Raw genomic sequence first — 21,002 nt, 5'->3', positions numbered from 1 at the left:
CAGTACCGCCATGTCGCTACAAAGCGTACAATGGAATCCCCTGCCAGGTTGGTCACGTGCCTTCATTCCGTCTCGGGGATAAATTCCTGGTATAATGAGATAAAGTACACCTTTATCATAAGCAGTACAATGGAGAAACAATTCCTATGTCTGCCATAACTGACACCCTTGATCGAGTGTTTGATCGCTTACTCTTCCTGCCACCGCAACCACCTGCACCAGAAGTCAATATCGCCGAAGAGGTCGGTGAAGAAGAGGTCGTACCGGCCACACCCGGCGAGCGAGCTTTCAGCATCTCACTCTTTATCTCGGCAACCCGTTGTACCCTGCAATATGTACTTTTGCCGATTGTCTTGCCATTGATTGGACTAACAACCGACATCTCGCTTCCCCTGGTCATTCTCCTCGATCTGCTGGCAATCGCCATGCTGGTGCGCAGTTTGCGCTACTTCTGGCAAACACGCCATCCACGTCGGTTTGATATGCTCCCCCTTTCAAGTGTCATTCTTTTCATTATTCTCTTTGCACTGGGATTCGATATTTGGCAACTATTGCACTAAAATAAAACAGGATACGTCCCCACTCTACGGATGCCTGCTGTAAGCCTGAATTGATGCTCAGATACAGTCAGGCATCTATTACTGTAAACATCATTGCAACGCTATGCAGCAAAAGCGGTATACTACCATCTATGAAGACCAATACAACGATATGCTAATGGTATGAACCATCACGAATCATTGCCACAAAGCACGTTCCTCAATAATAGCTCAGTGTCAGAAGCTTTACGAACATTTGCAGAATGTCTTACTGAAATCGTTATTATTCTCGCACCTGATTACACTATTCAATTCATCAACACCGCAGTCAGTACCTTGCTTGGCTACGAATCGGCAGCGCTCCTCAACCGCTCCTTCTGCCAACTCATTCATCCAGATGACTACGTGATTGTCCGGCAATACCTGGATCAACTAGCAGTTGGTCAGTGTGGCGCACAACCGTTACGGGTGCGCCTGCGCCATGACGATGGAAGCTGGCGTATCTTTGAACTGCACATCTGTCATCACCAAAACCAGGCGCCGATTAACGGTATTGTACTGAGCGGATACGACATTACTGCGTTGCTTGCTGCCGATTATGCGTTGAGCAATAACGAGATTCGGTATCGCCAACTCCTCGAACTGATGCCAATGCTGATCGTGATCAGCAGTTATTCCGAGGGATTAATCCGTTACTGCAATCCAGCCGGTGCCCGCATGTTCGGTGTCTCTGATCCGGCAGAGGTGTTGAATTGCCCACTCACCGAATTCCTTTCGGCGGAAGAGCATACCCGTATGTGGCGTCGGCGGCAAGAGCTGCAAAATGGCGAGACTCTCAAACCCGCTCGTTACCACATTTATGCACGTGATCAGGTGGTACGAGTGGTGGAAGTGCAGGGTATCATTATCGAAAATTCTGGAGAGCTACAGGTGCTCAGCTTCGGGTTCGATGTCAGTGATCGCATCGAGGCCGAACGTCAGCTTAACCTGCGGGCAAAGGTACTGGCCCAGATCAACGAAGCGGTGATTGTGACCGACCGCAGTGGCGCGATTATCTACCTGAATGAAATGGCCGCCAATCTCTATGGAGTACGACCGGAAGAGGTGATCGATCAACCCCTCTCACGTCTCTTTACTGCCGAGCCATTACCCTACCAGTCATACGAACATCCTTCCTGGAATACTACTCTGCATCGAGGTTGGCGTGGCGAATTACTGCATCGTTTGCCCAACGGGCGCACGATGATTGTTGATGTCAGTATCGATCCACTGTATGACGATGAACTAGCGAGCGGCGGCGCATTAATCGTTGTGCGCGATATTACCAGCCGTAAGCAAGCTGAAGAACGATTGCGCCTTCTTGAGTCGGTGATTGTCAATACCAACGATGCTGTTCTCATCCTTGATGCCGAGCCACTCCAGGCGCCAGGGCCTTTTATCCGTTATGCCAACGCTGCCTGTACCCATCTGACCGGCTACGCAACCCAAGAGCTGATTGGCCGCAGCCTGCGAATTTTGCATGGCCCGGCGACCGATCCAACTACGCTGACGATGCTCTGGCAGGCAATGGAACGGCAACAAACGATCCGCCTTGAAATACTCTACTACAGCCGTGCCGGCGAACCGATCTGGGTCGATATGAGCCTGTCACCGGTTACAAATGAGCGCCATCAGACAACCCACTTCATCGCCCTGCACCGTGATATTAGTGCGCAAAAGTTAGCCTCTTTCCTTGAGCATGATCGTTCAGAGATTCTGGCACTCTTGCTTCAGCACAGTCCGGTGAACACGGTTCTGACGAAGCTAGTTGAATTGATCGAACGACAACGCCCGCATTGGCTGGTATGGACGGGAATCGATGGGCATACGTCGGTGTTCAGTAAGCGATTAAGTGAGGCGGCTGAACAGATTGAATTACGCATTCGCCAATTACTTGCCCATGCCCACCATTCGCGACCAATACCGATTGATTTGCGTACTCACTGGACCGATTTGTGCCATTACGGTGTGACTGGCTGCTGGCTCTGGCCCCTTGCCGGTACAAAAGGCGCACTGGCTATCTTCCATACCCAAACTGAATGGATGTCCGAACGTGATCAGGTCCTTTTACGAGTTGTCACTGACCTGCTAAGCTTGATTGCCGATCATAACCGGCTGAACACCCAACTGCGTTATCAAGAAAGGTACGACACACTGACCGGCTTACCTAATCGCCACCTGTTGCAGGAACGAATTGATCTGGCCCTGCATGATGCGCGTGAACATCGGCGTACAGTCGCACTCCTCTTTATCGATCTCGATGGCTTCAAGCAGATCAATGACTCGTTGGGTCATCCAACAGGTGATCGATTCCTGAAGCATGTCAGTCAGGTCTTTGCGACGTGTGTGCGTCCTCAAGATACGCTGGGCCGTATGGGCGGCGACGAGTTTCTGCTGCTAATGCCCGATCTGCCGGATGCACGCCTGGCCGATATGGCTGCTTACCGCCTCCTTGAGGCTCTGCAAACGCCATATCTCCAGGAAGGACAGGAACTACGGCTGACTGCCAGTATCGGCATTAGTCTTTTCCCACGCGATGGGGTTGATAGCATGACACTGCTCAAGAATGCCGAAAGCGCTATGCATCGGGCAAAGGAAACAAAGCGGAACGGTTTTCTGCATTATCGTCCTGAACATAGCCGCCGTGCTCATAACCGACTCGCGTTAGAAGTACAGTTGCGACGTGCTATCGAACGTCACGAACTCAAGGTCTACTATCAGCCTCAATACGACCTGGTCAGTGAACGGATCGTCAGTGTCGAGGCTTTGGTGCGCTGGCATCATCCCCAACGCGGCCCTATCTCGCCTGGTGAATTTATCCCTATTGCCGAGCAAAGTGATCTGATCGTAGACATCGGGTCATGGGTGCTGCGCGAAGCTTGCCGTCAGACAATGGAATGGCATCAGGCTGGCTACCCCCTGTTGCGTATGAGTGTTAACATTTCTGCTCGTCAATTGTTACGACCCGAGTTCATCGCTGAAGTAGCAGCGATCATCCACACGACTGGCTTACCGGCAAACTGCCTTGAGCTGGAGATTACCGAAGGGGTGATGCTTGATGACCCAATGTATGCTGCGCACCAGATCGATCAACTACACCAGATAGGTGTGCGGGTGGTGCTCGATGATTTCGGTACCGGTTATTCATCGCTTGCGTATTTGCGTCAGTTACCACTCGATGCACTTAAGATTGATCAGGCCTTTGTACGGGCTATCGATGAGCAGAACCAGATGGTAACGAACAGCCGAGCTTTACTGCGAGCAATTATCAATCTGGCCCATAGCCTTGGTCTGGCTGTTATCGCCGAAGGTGTAGAAACACCTGAACAACGCATCGCGCTGGCCAGTATGGGATGTGACATTCTACAGGGTTACTTGTTCGCTCCGCCATTACCGGCAGCGGAGGTCTGGCCGACTATTTTACGTCTGCAAGGGGATGATACGTAGGGGCGATTTGCGCCCCTACACCGTAGTATGCTCATGCGGCATACACGCCAATTGCTAGCACTTAACATACCTGCCTGAAAGACACCGTCGCAACCGGAGAACTTACTCACCGAAGCTCCTCTTCACCCTCTACCGGTACCGGAATCTGCGTCAACATCTGTTGGAGAATACCGATGGTTGTCTGGCCGCGCAAACGTGCCTCAGCCGTTAGAATGAGACGATGGTTGAGCGCTGGTATCACCATGGCCTTTACGTCATCGGGAAGCACAAAGCTGCGACCGGCCATTGCTGCGCGCGCCTGAGCCAAATAGGCAAGCGCCAGTGAACCACGCGGACTCGAGCCCAACTCGATGTCAGGGCGCTCACGAGTAGCGCGTGTGATCGTCACCAGATACCGACGTACTGGCGGACTAATAGATACCCCACGAACGGCTGCCTGTAGAGCGCGTACTTCACCTGCATCCACAACTGGTGATGGCAGTGATCCTGTTGCCGCTGTGAGTGATCGCTGCACGATCTCTTCTTCTTCATCAGCATTTGGATAACCCATCGCAACTTTGATCAAAAAGCGGTCAAGCTGTGCTTCGGGTAACGGGAAAGTACCTTCTAGCTCAATCGGATTTTGGGTCGCGATGACCATAAAGGGACGTGGGAGGGGACGTGTTTCACCATCAATCGAGACTGTGCGCTCTTGCATAGCTTCGAGGAGGGCGCTTTGCGTGCGTGGCGTTGCCCGATTGATTTCATCGGTGAGCACGATCTGGGCAAAGATAGGACCGGGACGAAACTGAAACTCACCGATCTTTTGATTAAAGAACGAAAGGCCGGTCACATCAGACGGTAACAGATCAGGGGTAAACTGAATGCGCTGAAACGTACAACCCAGAGCACCGGCCAGGGCACGAGCAAGTGTTGTCTTACCCGTACCGGGCACATCTTCGAGAAGCACGTGACCTTCACACAATAAAGCAGCAAGCAACAGATCAATGATCGCTTCTTTACCAACAATAATTCGACCAATCTGCTCACGAATGGCTGTCGTGATGCGATGTATTTCGGCGATAGCAGTTGCAGAAACTGTTGACACGATAAACACCCTACTCCCGAGAAAACAGAATGGTGACAAACAATGGCATTATAACAAACCCTGCAATGTCCGTTCCTGCTACCGGCTAACGGTTCAGCGGCATTGTAACGTAGTATCCATCAGTGCCACCAGGTCGAGTAGCGAACGGCGGATTCCCGGTCGTAATCAATGCCCGCGAATTCACCGAGTTGGGGTTCAAATTAACGACAACCGCCAGCCGATCTGAGGTAACGGCTGCGGCAACCGCCGGCGAACTTCCAGCCGTTGCCCCCGGTGCCGCCAGCGCAGCCCACAACAGGCGCTGTGAGAAATCAGATTTGACAACCAGCACAAACGGTTCACCACTTTCATAACCCCCCAGCGTTTGCGCAAATAACTGCATCCCACTACGGCCTTGCAAGCAACATGCGGTATCACCCACAATGAGCAGCGTTCCATCTGCTGCAACCGCCAGCCCACGAATCGAGATGGAATTTCCTTTACCATCGCTCAAGCGGGTTAGCAACCACTGCCCCCGTAGCAGCGTGCCGGTTGCAGGATCAAAACGTCCATACCAGGCCAGCGATTTAGCGCCGCTGAGATTAAACGGATTGTTGTAGGAGTCAAATTTGATCAATTCACTCGCGCTCAATACGCGATGAATGTCAGCCGGGTCGTGCGTAAAGATAGAATTCCCGCCATCGGTAAATCCGGCCATGTAGAGCATTCCATCAGCCCCCATTACCAGACGCCGACCTTCGCTATCAGCGGTAAGACCGGCCCCTTTAACAACACTCGCACTAAAGCCGTAGCGTTGCCATGCCAGCTCACCATCGTTCAGCCGATACGCACGAAGGAAGGCAACTTTCAAATCAGAAGCGGCCTGCGTATAGCCGGTAGCAAACACCAATCCACTGGTAGCGTCAATGGCAATATCGTGTACTGCCGTACCAAGTACGTTGATTGAACGCGGTATCCCACCGTTGGCCGGATACACCAGCAACATCCGGTCGGCAGCCATGAGCGCCGCTACCCGGCCATCGTGGGCAATAGCACAACGGACTACATTCCCTGGCGTTGCCGTCCACTGGATTGTCGTCAAATCCGGAGCAACCACACTCAATCCATCTGGACCACATACAACCACGCTACCATCACTGGCTAACGCCGCATGACTCAGCGTAGATGCGACACGAACAATCCGACTGATCGTTCGGCCATCAGCAGCAATCTGCACCAGTGCACCCGATCCACCGTTCGGTAAAACAGTCTCTGGTACACCGGCCAGTACCGGCACATTTCCGGCAATGATTACATTGCCGGTAGAGGTTATACCAACGGCAACAAGTGCATCGTTCTGCTCACTCACAAGATAACCGGCAACGGTCGGTGGCGAACTTTGCACGATGGGAATCCAGAGTGTCACCGGCCCTGACTGCTGCGCTTGAGCGACAGACACCAACATGATGACGAGTAAAAAGAGATTTGTCATGCGGAAAATCATAGGGATGCAGTCCTGATTATGCTTTGTACATCAGTACTAACCGGCCTATCTTGTTGTCACCGAATAAGCGGTACATAGCTATCACACCCATCAACATATCAAACTGTGTCTGGCAAAACCAGCCTTACTTTGGTATGATGATAGTACTAGTGATGACACCCTCGACTGCTGTCATCGCCGCTGTCAACCGTAATCGTTACGGTCTGGCAAGGACAAAGCGACATAAGGAGGGACAGTATGACACAGACAACCGAATTCGCAACGCGCATTGATATTCCGGCCGAGCATCGGCGCACGCTGATTGCGATGCTGAATCAGCAATTGGCCGATACGTTCGATCTGATGAGTCAGGCCAAGCAGGCCCATTGGAACGTTAAAGGGCCACAGTTTTTAGAGCTACACGAGTTATTTGATGAACTTGCCGGTCGGCTGGCTGGCTTTGTTGACCTGCTAGCCGAGCGTGTCACGGCGCTAGGCGGCACTGCTCTTGGTACAGCCCGTATGGCCGCCGCTGCCTCCCGCCTGCCGGAATATCCGACTGATATTACCGACGGTATGAGCCACGTCACCGCGCTTGCCGACCGCTTTGCGGCGTATGCCCAAACTACCCGTCAGGGGATCGATCTCGCTACCAGCCTGAACGATCAGGCAACGGCTGATTTGATGACCGAGATTGCCCGTGCTGTCGATAAGGATTTGTGGTTCCTTGAAGCGCACTTACAGGGATAACACGGTGTACCGTTGTGTGATTCGTGCCGCGGCGCTCATTGGCGTCGTGGCACTTCTGTGTACAGCGTGTGCCGCACCAACACCAACACCAACACCTGTCTCCCCTATCGTTGCTGCCACTCCAGTACCGACACCAACGCCATCACCTACTCCCCCGCCACCCCCAACAGCCACACCAGTCGCTCGTCGATTAACCATCTTGGTTGCAGAACCAGATGATGCACAACCAGCAATTGCTGCCGAGCTACAACAGGCAGCTCAGATCGCCACACTTGATATAACTATCGTTCCACGCAATCCTGATGGTTTGTTGTTAAGCCTGGCAACCGATCAGATGCTCGGTCTACCACCACCAGACTTGATCTGGGCCAATCAAGAAGCATTAGTGGGCTTGCTTGCCGATAACGCACTAGCACCACTCAACGTTGATCTACCACTTGATGTCCTGCCCGGTCTGCAAGCGATTGCGCAAACGGACACAACATTGTGGGGGGCGCCAATCACGGCCCAAGACATGCTCTTATTACTTTACCAGCCCGACCGTATACCACCGGCAACAACAACCGAACTCGTAACGCTCACCCAGGCCGCCCGCACACCAGAGCGAGCCGGCTTCGTACAGGGTTGGGGAGCAGCACGCTGGCTGGCGCCGTGGTTGTATGCTGCTGGCGGCGCCTTTACGACCCCTGATGGTACACAACCAACCCTTGACACACCGGCTATGACTGCGACGCTAACCCTGTTGCGAGATCTCTACCGGGCAGCACCCCGTAACGGTGATAGCTATGCCCATGGTCAGCGCTTGCTGGTACAGGGAATGGCTGCCTACGCTATTGATGGCGATTGGGCCTGGTCAACGTATCAGACGATCAGTGATACGTTTCAGATCGGGATTGCGCCACTCCCTACCTTCGCCGGTGCGCCGGCACGTCCGCTGATTGGCGGTAGTCTGCTGATGCGCCACCGTGATGGCAAAGCCACAACCGACGACATCACAGCACTCCTTGCTGTGCTTTATCAACCTGAAGTTCAATTACGGCTGAGCGCGGCCCTAGGACGTCTGCCAGCGCTTGGAAGCCTGCTATCCGATCCGAGTATTCAATCCAACCCACGTCGGGCTGTAGCCGCTGCGCACGCGGCTACGGCGCCAGGTCTACCGCCAACACCGGCTGCCCGTTGCGCAGTGTTCGGCATTGAATCGTATCTGTACAGTGCAACAACCGGAGACCTACCGCTCAACGATATACCGGCAAAGATGCAGCAAGCAGCACTGGCATGTCTACGTCAGTATATGCAACCTTAACTCGATTGTCTGCGTCATATCGAAAGACGTACAATGTTGAATGCAGAAAGGGAATGCTATGCATTGCCCGCATTGTCAGACTGAATTACCCGATGATGCCCGCTTCTGCATCGAATGCGGTATGGCGGTGCGCGTGACAACTGGCGAAACCGTCCAACTACCGTCATCACCGGACACAACGATTGCTTGCACAGCTTGTCATAGCATCAATCCGTCTCATGCTCGCTTTTGCGTCTTCTGTGGTGCTGCGATACACCATGGTACCGTGCGACCGGCAGTGAGCCTGCCGCGCAGCACTTCATTACCGCAGCCACAACAGACACGTGATAGTGGGTTTGAGGCTGGCATTACCCTCCTTCTCATCGGTGCAGCTTTCTTGATTCCGATGATCTTCAGACTGCCGCCAATGATCTGGCCCAACATCTTGATGGTGCTTGGTATCGCCCAACTATTGATCCACCTGCGCCGGGGTACTCTTTTCCCCGGTATCCGCAATGCCATCTGGTTGTTCGGGTTAGGTGTGCTTTTTTTAATACCGAAGCTTTTACTACCGGGGTTGTTCTTACTCGTTGGCCTTACCTTGCTAATTGAGAGCTGGAATTGGAGAAGAAAGGCACCATTTTGACATTAGCGAAACCAACCCATTGTTATCTTCATTTCCAGTAAGCAACGACATCAAACTCAAGGAGGTGCTTATTCGAGTTTCGTTTCCGAATAGGACGGCATTCGACTCGAGAAAATCCGAGTTCTGACAACATCTCAACATACAATTGTTCCGTTGAAACTAATGTCCCATAAAATGTTGAGTTGCCGACGATATAGTGTATTTCTGCGCCAGACGCTAATAGCTTTGGCAACTCACAAAAATGTTTCCACATATCCTCAACATACCTAGCGATATACTTTGCAAGTAACGCTCCACTTTTTTGCCGTGAACTTGCAATTGTTTGTAAGACACTCTCAAGATAGGAACTTTTGAAGTGTTGTTCTGGCCGTTCCCAGTCAGCAAGCCGACTCGTAGCGATCCCCCAAGTCCCTCCAATCGCTGTCCAATCCAGTTCACCTGCCTCCCGCCCATTGCTCAGAAACCCCAGCCAGTACATATATGGACGTAATTCACGAATGTATGACATCCGATTGGCATAGGGAGGGGACGTGATCACCAGATCGAATGGCCCAGCGACACGTTCTGCAAGGTGACGTGCATCAGCCAGAGAGACAACGGCTTCACCGGTCGGATTATCGGCAGCACTGCTAAGAACAAACTGAACATGATTGGCAAACACATCTCCTGTGTTGAAGAGCAAAAGGCGTCTGGTGTTTTGTTCTCTCCGGAACGACAACGATTGATGGTGGAAAGAGGCATTCGACTCCTCCATCAATGTGCGACAGAAGGCCACTAATAAGAGGTGACGTACTGAAGTATTTGGTTGGGTCACATGCTCAATAGCCGCACGGAGATAGCAGAGAAATTCACAAGTCTCTGGACTCCACCAGCGCTCGATATGAAACAGTGGTGGTGCCGGTATTGGTTCAACAGCACGACGTTCCACAAGGTGTAACACCTCATGGCAGGCTGCACGTGTCTCCTCGATCTGTTTCATCGAGTACCGGGCACTTTTGACTTGCGCCAGCCATACCAGGAATGGATTGATGTCTGTAGTCACACAGACATGGCCATGATATGCGGCGGAGAGTGCTGTTGTTCCTGTTCCACAGAATGGGTCTAAAATCCGTTGGAAACCGGAGCAGCCTGTAATAATCTCTTCAACAAGTCTGAGAGAGTAAGCTGGGGTCAATCTGATCCATCCATGTCTCCCACTGTTAGCGTTCAATTTTTGCGTATACTCGGCTCGTTGCTGAAGGTGTTCTCTTCTTGCACATATACTCATACACTACCTTGTTATGTCAACAAAACTCTTAAAATATCTTCTACTGCCTTACGGAGAGTCGGGCTATTTCGCTCGAAGAAACTCGCAAGGTCATAGCCAATCACGTCTCGCATAAAATCGTAAACTGAAATAAGTGGATCATTTGCACCAACAACACCTGTGAGCAGCATCCATTTCTCACGTCTATATCGATCCGAAATATCTGTATCAATTTGTGTTGAAAGAATAGCAGCACATGGCAAGTAAGCTTGTGTATATGCTGTTGCTGCATTCGCAATATCAGCATTTTGGCGCTTTGCGTCCTTACTCTTATAACCCTGTCGAACCTCAAAGACCGTTCCTTTTAACGTAGCAGCGACTCCTGGATCTACACCGATTTTCTTGGTTGATTCTTGCATCCATGCAAAATTTTCTCTCGTTTCCCCTTATCAGCAATTCGATCAAGAGGAATACGACCATCGAGGTACAGGGTTCGTTTCTTCCCCGATACCAAGAGGACATCATAAGACCATATCACATCTTCGTCTGAGAGGTCTAAAGTGTCTTTCAGTATTGTTCTAAAAAGTCGTTCGCATCCGATTCCGATCTGTCGATAGAGACTCGTCATTCCACCTGCGGCTCTATGCGCGGTATACATCATTGGATTATCCAGTCCAAACCAGCTATACAACGAGTCAGCTTTGTAAAGGTTTTGAAACTGTTGTAATGTTAAGCCTCCGCTCGGAGCGCCCTGACCAAACCGAGGCTTATATTCCGCACAGGTTTTAATCGGGTCAAGGAGGATTTTGAGGTATAGTTCATCCCCACCTTTCAAGTAATATTTCCTTTCTGGACATATCAACACACTTCCAGTGTTTCAAATCAGTAGAGCGACCATCATGGTCGCTCTGCATTGTTCGTATGGTGCCGGAGACGGGACTCGAACCCGTAAGGGGTTTCCCCCAGCGGTTTTTAAGACCGCAGCGTTTGCCTTTTCGCCACTCCGGCTTTCTGAAAAGACATTCCTGGCCTCTTATTATACCACTATTCAGGAGCAACGTTGCAACGACGGATGTTGCTCGTAGGCTTTTTCAACCCCTCACCCCCGGCCCCTCTCCCGCGCTGCGGGAGAGGGGTGTAGTGCAACGACGGATGTTGCTCGTAGGCTTTTTCAACCCCTCACCCCCGGCCCCTCTCCCGCGCTGCGGAAGAGAGGTGTGGTGCAACGACGGATGTTGCTCGTAGGCTTTTTCAACCCCTCACCCCCGGCCCCTCTCCCGCGCTGCGGGAGAGGGGTGTGGTGCAACGACGGATGTCCGTCGGCGCACGGCAATGGCAGGCGCCAAACGACCCAGCTTGCGAGGATGATGTGCGCTGATACGCCAACCGATGGCTTCCAGCCGCCGATCTTGCTCACTCTTCACGCCTCTCGCCAATTGCACGGCTGGGAAAGAATCTGGAAAAGTCTCAATTGAGCGGTAGTAGTAATTGATAGCAAAAGACAGTACCTTCAGGCGATTTTCAATTCTTCCAGTCAAGATTACAATTTTTTCAGATCGTTGAGCAATGACTCAAGTATCTGAAAGGTAAGCTATGGAAATTACGCGCCGCAACTTTCTGGAAGGAAGTGTAGCTCTCGTTGCTGGTGTGGTCACTGCGGGAGTGGCCGCTACTGGAACACCACCCGCGCCGGTGGCTGCGTGTTCATACACACAACCTGCATCGCTCCGTACCATCGCAATGCGCCGACTGGCGTTCGGTCCCAGCCCTGAATTGATGGCAATGTATGATGCCACACCGGGTGCCAGTGATGAGGAGCGATTTGACAACTGGGTTCGTCAGCAACTCAACTATACAGCCATCGACAACACGCCCTGTGCGAATCGGATTGCCTCGGCCCAACTCAAGATTCGCTACACCCACAACGGGCAAACGATCAACGAAGTCCGTCCACTCAGTTGGCTGTCTGCCTCACGTGAAACGCTCTGGCAACAGCGAGTTATTCCTGATTTACCCTCGGCCGAACGGATACGTCCCTACAACGAAGTGCGTGTCGCCACATGGATTCGCGCTGTGTGCAGTCGCCGACAGCTCTTCGAGGTGATGGTTGATTTCTGGCACAACCATTTCAACGTGAATGCCACGGCCAATCAACGCATTGCTGCCACCTGGCCAGACTACGACCGCATCATCCGTACTCACGCACTGGGGAATTTCCACGCGATGCTGACCGAGGTTACCAAAAGTGTGGCGATGATGTACTACCTCAACAATGTTAGCAACAAGGCCGGCGGTGGTGAGGGCGGTAACGAAAATTTTGCCCGTGAACTCTTCGAACTACACACACTGGGTAGTGATAACTACCTCAAGTTCTACGATCAACGGGGAAATATCCCGGTGGTTGAATATGGGAGCGAACGCTACGCCGCATCCTACATCGACTATGATGTCTATGAAGCCTCGCGTTGTCTGACCGGATGGACTATTGCAAACGGACGTGACGGTCGACCCAACACGGGAGCGTTCTACTTGATGGATTCCTGGCACGACAACTATCCCAAAACCGTGCTGGCGCCACCTCCCCTCCCTGGCATCGAACCGGCGCCCAACTTCCCCTTCAACAACGGCGCCGAGCAAGATGGAACCAAACTCTTGCGTCTGGTGGCTTATCATCCCGGTACGGCCAGACACCTCTGCACCAAGTTGTGTCGAAGGCTTGTTGCTGATAATCCACCGGAATCGCTCATTAATACCGCGTACAACGTCTGGATGCAACACCGTGAATCGCCAGATCAGATTCGGCGCGTGGTTGAGGCCATTCTACTTGCACCAGAAGCGAAGAGCACGTTCGGCGCTAAAATACGGCGGCCATTAGAAGCAATTTGGGCCTTTCTGCGGGCAACCAATGCTTCGCTCCCTAACGACGTGGCAGAAGTTAACGGTGATGCAACCAAAGGTAACTACTGGGAGAGTCTGTTCTGGAGTGTTGATCAGACCGGTCACCGGCTGTTTGGATGGGACACACCAACCGGCCATCCTGACCGCGCTGAATACTGGGCAAATACGAATGCCTTGCTCAGGACATGGAACAGTTTCTACACCTTAGCCCAATCATGGGGTGGGAATGTTGGGATCGATATCGTTGGTCAGACGCCGGCTGGTCTGTCTTGCGTGGGTATTGTCGATTTCTGGTTGCAGCGGATGCTGACTTACACGCCGACTGGCGATTTACGAACGTTGTTGATCGACTTCCTGGCTCAGGGCTTCGACCCGAATCAACCACCACAGCCGCTTCCAGGTGCACCTGACTGGCGATCACCTGAAGCGGTACGTGATCGCATTGTGGCGATGGTCCAGTTACTGGCAATGAGCCCCGAATTCTGGCTCCGTTAACAAGCACCGAACCAGAGGAGAACCTTACCTATGCAATGGACACGCCGTGAATTTTTGATGGGATGTAGCGCCGCAATTGCGGCTATGGCTGCTGCCCGCATCGGCCAATTGGCATTTGCCGAACCGGCTCAACCGCAGGCTACCAACGAGATTTTCATCCAGATTTTTCTGCGCGGAGGGTGTGATGGGTTGAGCCTGCTCTGCCCGTATGAAGACAACTATTATCGGACGGCGCGTGGTTCGCTGGCATTACCGACAAGCGGAGCACATGCTCCGCTGCGAATTGAACCATACAATCCCTCTTTCAGCATGACAGCCTTTGGCCTTAATAGCCGAATGCCACACCTACGTGATCTGTACAACAGTGGACATCTCGCATTCATCCATGCTTGCGGGCTGGTCGATGACACACGCAGTCATTTTGACGCAATGGATTACATCGAGCGTGGCACACCTGGGAATAAGACGACTAACAGTGGCTGGCTCACACGCCACTTGCAAACTCAGGGTGGTGCAACGACCCTCTTACCGGCAGTGGCTGCCAGCAGTGCAACACCGGCTTCACTTCTGAGTTACAATGGCGCAGTAGCCGTTACGTCACCCAAGGCATTCAAAGTAGATACCGGCTGGCGTTACAATCGACCTCAAGAAAATTATCCGTTCCTCAATGTTCTGCGCGAGATGTACAACCGCAGCTCGATTAACCCACTCGCTCAGGCCGGACGGCGTGTCACGCAGGTGATCGATCTGATGCGTGCCTTGGGGGATTATACGCCAGCCAGTGGTATTACGTACCCTGACAATTCATTCGGTAATGCCCTTAAGACAGTTGCACAGTTGATCAAGGCCGATCTGGGGCTTCAAGTGGCAACGATTGATTTTGGCGGTTGGGATACGCACGAAGCGCAGGCGAATAGTGATGGAAGCGGGTATTTACCTGACCGGCTCGGTATCCTCTCGCAGGGCTTGGGGGCTTTTTACAACGATCTCAGTGCTTATCATAGCCGGTTGACCATTGTCGTGCTGAGTGAGTTTGGTCGTCGGCTTGGCCGTAATCAGTCGAATGGAACCGATCACGGGCACGGCAATGTGATGATGGTGCTGGGTGGAAATGTGAATGGTCGTCGTATCTACGGTACCTGGCCAGGGCTTCATCCCGATCAGCTCGATAAGCGGCAGGACCTCCAGATTACGACCGACTATCGGCAAGTGCTGAGTGAGATTCTGGTACGCCGACTTGGCAACCCAAAGCTTGGTGTAGTCTTCCCCGGATTGGCAGCGTACAATCCACTAGGTATTGTAAGAGGTCCCGATCTGCCACCCGATCTTTCGGCAAACACGACTACGCTGGCAGATACCGGCTATCAGGTATTTGTACCGGTGATTCAACAGTGTCGTTAGCCGGTTAAATGCCGGTATGTCTTGTACGCTATTGCATGCAAAGGGGCAGGTTCTAAACCTGCCCCTACCGTTCTTGAATGATTATGATGTCTATCAGATGGCTGCTGGTACTCTTGACATTTCTGCTCGGCGCCTGTGCTACCCCCACAGCAGCCGTTGATCTTACCATTCGTAGCAACGGCTGTATTCCGGCGACGGTCATCATCCCGCCCGAACGTGAGCCAATACTGACTATCCGCAACACAACTGCTGATGCAATGGTCGTGAGCATCCCCACCATGGATCGCTGGGTCGAAGTAGCGCCGGGCGCTGATAGTGTACTCGAATTGCCCCGCTACATTATGGGGTCGTTTGATCTCTTCTGCCTCACTGCTGCCGATCATAGTGCACTAGGGGGTGATAACCCGTTTCTGTGTGTGTTGGAACCGGCAGAATTGATGCCGGTGGCCCGCTCAGCGGGTATGCTGGTTATCGAACCGCACAACCGAATACGCGAGATTCTTGGGCAGTAGTCGCACTCTCATTGAGAGAAGAGAAAGAAGAGTAGACAGCGAGGGAAAGTGCGTAACCGGTCGTTAGTATGCAGAGACGTGCAACTTCCTGTACCGGCGGCGGTTACGACCTGCCCTCGTCATCTGCGGTCATACCTGTCACCGCATGAGACGGGCGAGGTTTACGCTCGCCCTTCCCATCGCCATGAGCCATTAATTAATTGATCGCTGCTGCCGGTACCTGTTGACTGAGACAGTGCCACGATCCAAGCCCCCAGACCACATTGGTCGCATCAATACCCACTACCCGACGGGTAGGGAAGCAGCGCTGCAACACTTCACAAGCCCGCACATCGTTGGGGTGGTTGAAGGTCGGCACAATAACGGCATGGTTAGCAATGTAGAAATTAGCATACGACGCGGGCAGGCGCTGACCCTGGAATACGATTGGCGGCGGCATTGGAATGGTCAGAATAGTGAGTGGCTTCCCGGCGGCATCACGCATCAGTTGCAACCGCCGTAGATTGTCTTGCAGCACGTGGTAGTTTTCATCGCTAGGGTCTTCCTCGACGACCGTAACCACGACTCCAGGCGCCACAAACCGGGCCAGATCGTCAATATGACCGTCAGTGTCATCGCCAACAATCCCTTCGCCCAACCAGAGAATAGTATGCACACCAAGCATATCGCGCAGACGCTGCTCGATTGCCTGCCGGTCGAGGTGTGGATTGCGGTTAGGGTTGAGCAAACATTGTTCGGACGTCAGCAGTAAGCCATTTCCATCGACGTCAATTGAACCACCCTCTAACACCATCCCTCCACAGAAACGGGGTACACCGAGGTACTCGGCCATGCGGGCCGGGATCTGATTGTCGAGGTCGTAAGGTGGGTATTTGTTTCCCCAGGCGTTAAATTCCCAATCGGTAGCCGCCAGTTGTCGCCCCTTGGGAGTATCGCGCACCACAAAGATCGCACCGTGATCACGACACCAGGCGTCGTTGGTTGGAAACTCGTGCAATCGAATATCACCGGTAGCGCCGGCTTCAGCGAGGAAAGCCCGCGCCTGCTCGGCCATCGCAGCATCGTTTACATTGATATGAACTGTCTCGCCACGAGCCAGTTCAGCCACGAAGCGAGCGTACACTGGCCAGATGCGGTCGATGATCCCGGGCCAGCTCGCCTCTTTGTGAGGCCACGACAACCAGGTGGCCTGATGTGGCTCCCATTCAGCGGGCATCCGGTAACCCAATTCAGCGGGGGTTGCCATCGTGTTTACTCCTCATCGATATAACGGCGCGTTATCTCACCGTAGGCGTCAATTCGCCGATCTCGCAGGAATGGCCAATGAGTACGCTGCACATCGATCCGGGATAGATCAACGGGTGCGACTAGTACTGCCGGTTTATCAACCGGTGCGCGAGCAATAACTACGCCTGCCGGATCGGCGATAAAACTCTGCCCCCAGAACTCGATGCCACCCGCAGGATCGCCTTCGTGACCGGTACGATTGATGCTGACCACATAACAACCGTTGGCAATTCCATGTGAGCGCTGGATGATCTCCCAGCTTTGATGTTGGGCCACGCCATATTCAGCCTTCTCGGCGGGATGCCAGCCAATTGCTGTCGGATAGCACAAAATATCGGCGCCCCGCAGCGCAGTCAGCCGGGCAGCCTCTGGATACCACTGATCCCAGCAAATAAGCACACCAATGCGGGCGTAGCGGGTCTTGAACACCTTAAAGCCCAGATCACCCGGTGTAAAGTAAAACTTTTCGTAAAACAGCGGGTCATCGGGAATGTGCATCTTGCGATATTTCCCCAGATAACGACCATCCGCATCAATGACAGCAGCCGTGTTATGGTAAAGACCTTCGGCCCGCTTCTCAAAGAGACTGGCAATGATCACCACCTGCAACTCAGCAGCCAGGCCAGCAAGTCGCTCAGTACTAGGGCCAGGTACCGGTTCGGCCAGCGCAAAGAAATCGTGGTTCTCGCTCTGGCAAAAGTAGAGGGAACGAAAGAGTTCAGGCAGACATACAATCTGCGCTCCTTGCTCAGCCGCAGCGCGAATACCTGCCTCTGCGGCTGCCATATTGGTTTCGGGATCGGCAGTACAACGCATCTGCACCAGACCGACCTGCACGATTCGTCGGGTCATTCTTGCACTCCATTCATCATAAAGATGACTACCATTCGCCACGCTCGATCAAGCGTAACTCGCCGCGTCGAATAGCGGCTTCAACCGCAGCACCGGCTACATACACCCAGGCGGATCGCGTACCATCAACCGTCTGTACCGGTAATTCCACCCGCTCGTACAAATTGTCAGCACGACCGGGAACGTAATCCTCCAGTTCATCGAGCAATGCCAGAATATGCTGATAGCGTGCCGGATGAACATCAATCAGCTCACCGAAGACGGTTGCGTTTTGTGGGACGAGATCAGCAGCCCGCACGAGAAAGGGATACGGTCCGGCCGTGTAAAGAGCAGCAGCCGACAACCAGGCACGTGTTTCGCTTACAGTGTGCCCTGCCAGGAAACGGGCATAGTTCGTTTGACCTCGTTTCAATGTTCCGTAGACAAAAAATGGACGCATCAATTATTTTTCGCGGTATACTATCAACACGCCGCAACGCGGCTCATACATACTATAGCAGGTTTCGCCAGATCAGTGATAAGCACAGCCTGCCACTGCAAGCTGGCTGACCAAACCGCACAGAACTGCAAGGGCGGAAACATCCTCAGGAGAGGCACGATGACGATTGAAGTAGCATTGATGGTTGAAGGCCAGAATGGGCTAACCTGGCCGCGCTGGCAACGACTGGTGCAGGCAGCAGAGGATTTGGGTTTTGTGGGGCTGTACCGCTCCGACCACTTTACCAATGCGAATCCCCCTGAAAAAGAATCGCTGGAGTTGTGGGTTTCACTCACCTGGCTCGCCTCACAGACAAAGCGGATTGAATTCGGGCCATTGGTCTCGCCAGTTTCATTTCGACATCCGGCATTGACGGCAAAAATGGCAGCCGCCGTTGACGACCTCTCAGGTGGACGACTACAGCTCGGATTGGGGGCCGGCTGGCAGGAACGTGAACATTCCATGTTTGGCTTTAAGTTGCTGGCAGTTGGCCCCCGATTTCAACGGTTTCGCGAAGGACTGGAAGTCATCACCCGCCTTTTACGCAGTGATGAACCGGTCACCTGGATCGGTGAGTATTACCAACTGCGCGAAGCAATCCTGTTGCCGCGTCCTGTACGACCGGACGGGCCGCCGATTGTTATCGGTGGCAATGGCGAGCAGCGTACTCTGCCACTTGCTGCTCGTTATGCCGATGAATGGAATGCCGTGTTCGTTCCGCCAGCCCGTTTCGTCGAACTCAATGCCAGACTCGACACGCTGCTGGACGCGGCGGGCCGCCCACGCAACGCGGTACGGCGTTCGCTCATGATAGGGTCGGTGTTCGGACGTGATGAGCGCGAAGTTGAACGGTTGCTGGCCGGCCGCAGCCGTGCACAATTGCGAGATCGCGGGATTCTGGTCGGCGTGGCCGACGAAATTGTTGAGCAGATTGCGGCTTTTGCCGCTGTTGGTGTCGAGCGCATCATGGTGCAGTGGCTTGATCTCGACGACCTCGACCGCTTAGCAGCCTTCGCCAATAGGGTCTTGCCCCAACTTGCGTGAGTGCATGCCCCTACCGACGAAGAAGATATTGTCAATACTTCCATACTGGTTTTGATTCCGGTACCGCATGGAATCTCTCGTCAAACGTTGTGTTGAACCAGGCAGTATTTTCCCTCCCTGTGACAGATGAGAGGGTATGGAGAGCGCCTGGTGTGGAGCGATGTTCAAGATGAATACTGCGCAACAGATGCCCAACCGCTGGCAAACCATTCTCTGGATCATGTTTGCCGCCCAGTTTCTTTCCGCAATCGGTTTTTCCATCATCTTTCCGTTTCTTCCACTCTATGTCGCGTACCTCGGTGTGGCTACGGTTGGCACGGTGGCCCTATGGTCAGGATTAGTCTTCTCGCTTCAGGCCTTGACAATGGCGATTGCAGCGCCGATCTGGGGATCACTGGCCGACCGGTTCGGATACAAACTGATGGTTGAACGGGCAATGTACGGTGGTGCTGTGATCTTGCTGTTGATGGGATTTGCACGCTCGGCTGAAGAATTAACGTTGTTGCGCACCATTCAGGGCTTGATTACCGGTACCATTTCGGCGGCTAATGCGCTGGTTGCAACGGTCACCCCACGCGAACGTATGGGTTTTGCGATGGGAACACTGCAAATGGGTTTGTGGAGCGGAACGGCAGCCGGCCCACTGATCGGTGGTGTAATGGCCGAAACCCTTGGCTTTCGCGCAACGTTCATCACCACTGCCGCACTCCTGTTCATATCGGGTATTCTGGTAACGATTGGCGTGCGTGGGAATAGGAGGCCTTCCACGCCTCGCAAACAGCAACCGTTGGCTATATGGCAAGGCTGGTTGACGATCATCCGCACTCCGGGCATCAGTCCGGCCTACGGTATGCGCTTCCTCAGCAGCCTTTCCCAAACCATCTTGCTCCCCTTTGCGCCATTGTTTATTGCCAGTTTGCTTCATCCAAATGATCCGGTCAGTGCGTACACTGGTCTAATCGTTGGAGTATCTTCGGCAGCAGGAACAGCAACAGCGATCTGGCTTGGTCGGCTCGGTGATCGGATCGGTCATCAACAGGTATTGATGATGAGTGCGATATTGGCCGGAATCGCCTTTTTGCCGCAAGGACTGGTTACAAATGTTTGGCAACTGCTCATCCTGCAAGCGCTCAGTGGGGCAGCGATAGGCGGTATCACACCTTCATTAAGCGCACTGCTTGGTCGTTACACAGCAGCCGGTAATGAAGGCACCGTTTATGGGTTGGATAGCTCGATTGTCTCTGCTGCGCGTGCAGTTGCGCCACTGATCGGTACCATAGTGGTAGGTGCTCTTGGGTTGGGAAGTGTCTTTTTGGTCAGCGGCATGGCCTGTTTGGTGATCGCGATGAGTGCTGCACGCCTCCCAGCGCTGGTTGCGACGACCAAATGACTACGTTATGTTCGCTTGAACTGGGAGTATGGGCCAACACCCGCGGCCCCAAGGCGACTGTGTACATCGGGTGGCATTGCCAGCAAGTGTGTGATCTTCGTCGGTATCACTCGGTTATCAGTAACCAAAGCTGAGAACTCCGAAAAC

Annotated in this window: 17 protein-coding genes and 1 tRNA gene; 10 read left to right on the top strand and 8 right to left on the bottom strand. The window is 53.1% G+C overall.

All coding sequences use genetic code 11. From position 1 onward, the window contains the following. Positions 1 to 146 precede the first annotated feature (146 nt). Both QTO31_RS07215 and QTO31_RS07210 read left to right on the top strand, forming a co-directional pair. The gene (locus QTO31_RS07215) at positions 147 to 560 is read left to right on the top strand and encodes a hypothetical protein (RefSeq protein WP_301428554.1); all 414 of its coding nucleotides are present in this window, start codon (positions 147 to 149) and stop codon (positions 558 to 560) included. A gap of 162 nt (positions 561 to 722) precedes the next feature. Then, complete coding sequence (locus tag QTO31_RS07210) at positions 723 to 4,025, top strand: EAL domain-containing protein (RefSeq protein WP_301428553.1); 3,303 nt, start codon at positions 723 to 725, stop codon at positions 4,023 to 4,025. Positions 4,026 to 4,131: 106 nt separating this feature from the next. Here the strand turns inward: QTO31_RS07210 and QTO31_RS07205 are convergent, their stop codons facing one another. Both QTO31_RS07205 and QTO31_RS07200 read right to left on the bottom strand, forming a co-directional pair. Next, positions 4,132 to 5,112 (bottom strand): AAA family ATPase, encoded by a 981-nt coding sequence (locus QTO31_RS07205; protein WP_051871121.1) that lies wholly within the window; start codon positions 5,110 to 5,112, stop codon positions 4,132 to 4,134. 85 nt (positions 5,113 to 5,197) lie between these two features. Continuing rightward, the gene (locus tag QTO31_RS07200; protein ID WP_301428552.1) at positions 5,198 to 6,583 is read right to left on the bottom strand and encodes a hypothetical protein; all 1,386 of its coding nucleotides are present in this window, start codon (positions 6,581 to 6,583) and stop codon (positions 5,198 to 5,200) included. Positions 6,584 to 6,832: 249 nt separating this feature from the next. Here QTO31_RS07200 and dps point away from each other — a divergent pair, with 249 nt between their 5' ends. The 3 genes from dps to QTO31_RS07185 are packed head-to-tail and all read left to right on the top strand — an operon-like array spanning position 6,833 to position 9,252. Next, positions 6,833 to 7,324 carry a DNA starvation/stationary phase protection protein Dps gene (dps, locus tag QTO31_RS07195; RefSeq protein WP_031459570.1) on the top strand — a complete coding sequence of 164 codons (492 nt, stop codon included), beginning with the start codon at positions 6,833 to 6,835 and terminating at the stop codon, positions 7,322 to 7,324. Positions 7,325 to 7,340: 16 nt separating this feature from the next. Next, the gene (locus QTO31_RS07190) at positions 7,341 to 8,627 is read left to right on the top strand and encodes an extracellular solute-binding protein (RefSeq protein WP_301428551.1); all 1,287 of its coding nucleotides are present in this window, start codon (positions 7,341 to 7,343) and stop codon (positions 8,625 to 8,627) included. A gap of 58 nt (positions 8,628 to 8,685) precedes the next feature. Beyond that, positions 8,686 to 9,252: a zinc ribbon domain-containing protein gene (locus tag QTO31_RS07185; RefSeq protein ID WP_301428550.1), complete on the top strand. Its 567-nt coding sequence runs from the start codon at positions 8,686 to 8,688 to the stop codon at positions 9,250 to 9,252. 28 nt (positions 9,253 to 9,280) lie between these two features. Here QTO31_RS07185 and QTO31_RS07180 read toward each other — a convergent pair whose 3' ends face one another. From QTO31_RS07180 to QTO31_RS07170, 3 genes are all read right to left on the bottom strand, one after another. After that, the gene (locus QTO31_RS07180; protein ID WP_301428549.1) at positions 9,281 to 10,426 is read right to left on the bottom strand and encodes a class I SAM-dependent methyltransferase; all 1,146 of its coding nucleotides are present in this window, start codon (positions 10,424 to 10,426) and stop codon (positions 9,281 to 9,283) included. Positions 10,427 to 10,530: 104 nt separating this feature from the next. Next, the gene (locus QTO31_RS07175; protein WP_201771213.1) at positions 10,531 to 10,917 is read right to left on the bottom strand and encodes a hypothetical protein; all 387 of its coding nucleotides are present in this window, start codon (positions 10,915 to 10,917) and stop codon (positions 10,531 to 10,533) included. 503 nt (positions 10,918 to 11,420) lie between these two features. Then, a tRNA-Leu gene (locus QTO31_RS07170) sits at positions 11,421 to 11,506 on the bottom strand. Between the two features lie 585 nt (positions 11,507 to 12,091). Here QTO31_RS07170 and QTO31_RS07165 point away from each other — a divergent pair. The 3 genes from QTO31_RS07165 (at position 12,092) to QTO31_RS07155 (ending at position 15,804) form a co-directional block, all read left to right on the top strand. Next, positions 12,092 to 13,891, top strand: coding sequence for a DUF1800 domain-containing protein (locus QTO31_RS07165; RefSeq protein WP_301428548.1), 1,800 nt, complete (start codon positions 12,092 to 12,094; stop codon positions 13,889 to 13,891). A 30-nt stretch (positions 13,892 to 13,921) separates the two neighbouring features. Next, on the top strand, positions 13,922 to 15,292 hold the full coding sequence (locus QTO31_RS07160) for a DUF1501 domain-containing protein (protein WP_301428547.1): 1,371 nt from the start codon (positions 13,922 to 13,924) through the stop codon (positions 15,290 to 15,292). 83 nt (positions 15,293 to 15,375) lie between these two features. Continuing rightward, on the top strand, positions 15,376 to 15,804 hold the full coding sequence (locus tag QTO31_RS07155; RefSeq protein ID WP_301428546.1) for a cupredoxin domain-containing protein: 429 nt from the start codon (positions 15,376 to 15,378) through the stop codon (positions 15,802 to 15,804). A 196-nt stretch (positions 15,805 to 16,000) separates the two neighbouring features. Here QTO31_RS07155 and QTO31_RS07150 read toward each other — a convergent pair whose 3' ends face one another. From QTO31_RS07150 to QTO31_RS07140, 3 genes are read right to left on the bottom strand one after another with little or no spacing between them, the layout of a single operon-like run. Further along, positions 16,001 to 17,050: an agmatine/peptidylarginine deiminase gene (locus tag QTO31_RS07150; protein WP_301428545.1), complete on the bottom strand. Its 1,050-nt coding sequence runs from the start codon at positions 17,048 to 17,050 to the stop codon at positions 16,001 to 16,003. 5 nt (positions 17,051 to 17,055) lie between these two features. Then, entirely contained in the window at positions 17,056 to 17,943 is an 888-nt protein-coding gene (locus QTO31_RS07145; protein ID WP_301428544.1) for a carbon-nitrogen hydrolase, read from the bottom strand. A 28-nt stretch (positions 17,944 to 17,971) separates the two neighbouring features. Then, positions 17,972 to 18,382 (bottom strand): gamma-glutamylcyclotransferase, encoded by a 411-nt coding sequence (locus QTO31_RS07140; protein WP_031459873.1) that lies wholly within the window; start codon positions 18,380 to 18,382, stop codon positions 17,972 to 17,974. A gap of 159 nt (positions 18,383 to 18,541) precedes the next feature. On the opposite strand from QTO31_RS07140, the gene QTO31_RS07135 reads away from it, so the two are divergent. Next, entirely contained in the window at positions 18,542 to 19,465 is a 924-nt protein-coding gene (locus QTO31_RS07135; RefSeq protein WP_301428543.1) for an LLM class F420-dependent oxidoreductase, read from the top strand. A gap of 136 nt (positions 19,466 to 19,601) precedes the next feature. Next, positions 19,602 to 20,855 (top strand): MFS transporter, encoded by a 1,254-nt coding sequence (locus QTO31_RS07130; RefSeq protein WP_301428542.1) that lies wholly within the window; start codon positions 19,602 to 19,604, stop codon positions 20,853 to 20,855. Positions 20,856 to 21,002 lie beyond the last annotated feature (147 nt).

The organism is Chloroflexus sp. MS-CIW-1, from assembly GCF_030444705.1.
Classification (GTDB): domain Bacteria; phylum Chloroflexota; class Chloroflexia; order Chloroflexales; family Chloroflexaceae; genus Chloroflexus.
The sequence above is the reverse complement of the archived record's forward strand: the minus strand, read 5'-3'. Positions and strand labels throughout refer to the sequence as shown.

Bases quoted from the DNA above. Each gene is read 5' to 3' on its own strand.
- QTO31_RS07135 (WP_301428543.1), top strand. From the start codon at position 18,542: ATGACGATTGAAGTAGCATTGATGGTTGAAGGCCAGAATGGGCTAACC.
- QTO31_RS07210 (WP_301428553.1), top strand. From the start codon at position 723: ATGAACCATCACGAATCATTGCCACAAAGCACGTTCCTCAATAATAGC.
- QTO31_RS07140 (WP_031459873.1), bottom strand. From the start codon at position 18,382: ATGCGTCCATTTTTTGTCTACGGAACATTGAAACGAGGTCAAACGAAC.
- QTO31_RS07160 (WP_301428547.1), top strand. From the start codon at position 13,922: ATGCAATGGACACGCCGTGAATTTTTGATGGGATGTAGCGCCGCAATT.
- QTO31_RS07130 (WP_301428542.1), top strand. From the start codon at position 19,602: ATGGAGAGCGCCTGGTGTGGAGCGATGTTCAAGATGAATACTGCGCAA.
- dps (WP_031459570.1), top strand. From the start codon at position 6,833: ATGACACAGACAACCGAATTCGCAACGCGCATTGATATTCCGGCCGAG.
- QTO31_RS07165 (WP_301428548.1), top strand. From the start codon at position 12,092: ATGGAAATTACGCGCCGCAACTTTCTGGAAGGAAGTGTAGCTCTCGTT.
- QTO31_RS07145 (WP_301428544.1), bottom strand. From the start codon at position 17,943: ATGACCCGACGAATCGTGCAGGTCGGTCTGGTGCAGATGCGTTGTACT.
- QTO31_RS07150 (WP_301428545.1), bottom strand. From the start codon at position 17,050: ATGGCAACCCCCGCTGAATTGGGTTACCGGATGCCCGCTGAATGGGAG.
- QTO31_RS07175 (WP_201771213.1), bottom strand. From the start codon at position 10,917: ATGCAAGAATCAACCAAGAAAATCGGTGTAGATCCAGGAGTCGCTGCT.
- QTO31_RS07185 (WP_301428550.1), top strand. From the start codon at position 8,686: ATGCATTGCCCGCATTGTCAGACTGAATTACCCGATGATGCCCGCTTC.
- QTO31_RS07215 (WP_301428554.1), top strand. From the start codon at position 147: ATGTCTGCCATAACTGACACCCTTGATCGAGTGTTTGATCGCTTACTC.
- QTO31_RS07155 (WP_301428546.1), top strand. From the start codon at position 15,376: ATGATGTCTATCAGATGGCTGCTGGTACTCTTGACATTTCTGCTCGGC.
- QTO31_RS07200 (WP_301428552.1), bottom strand. From the start codon at position 6,583: ATGACAAATCTCTTTTTACTCGTCATCATGTTGGTGTCTGTCGCTCAA.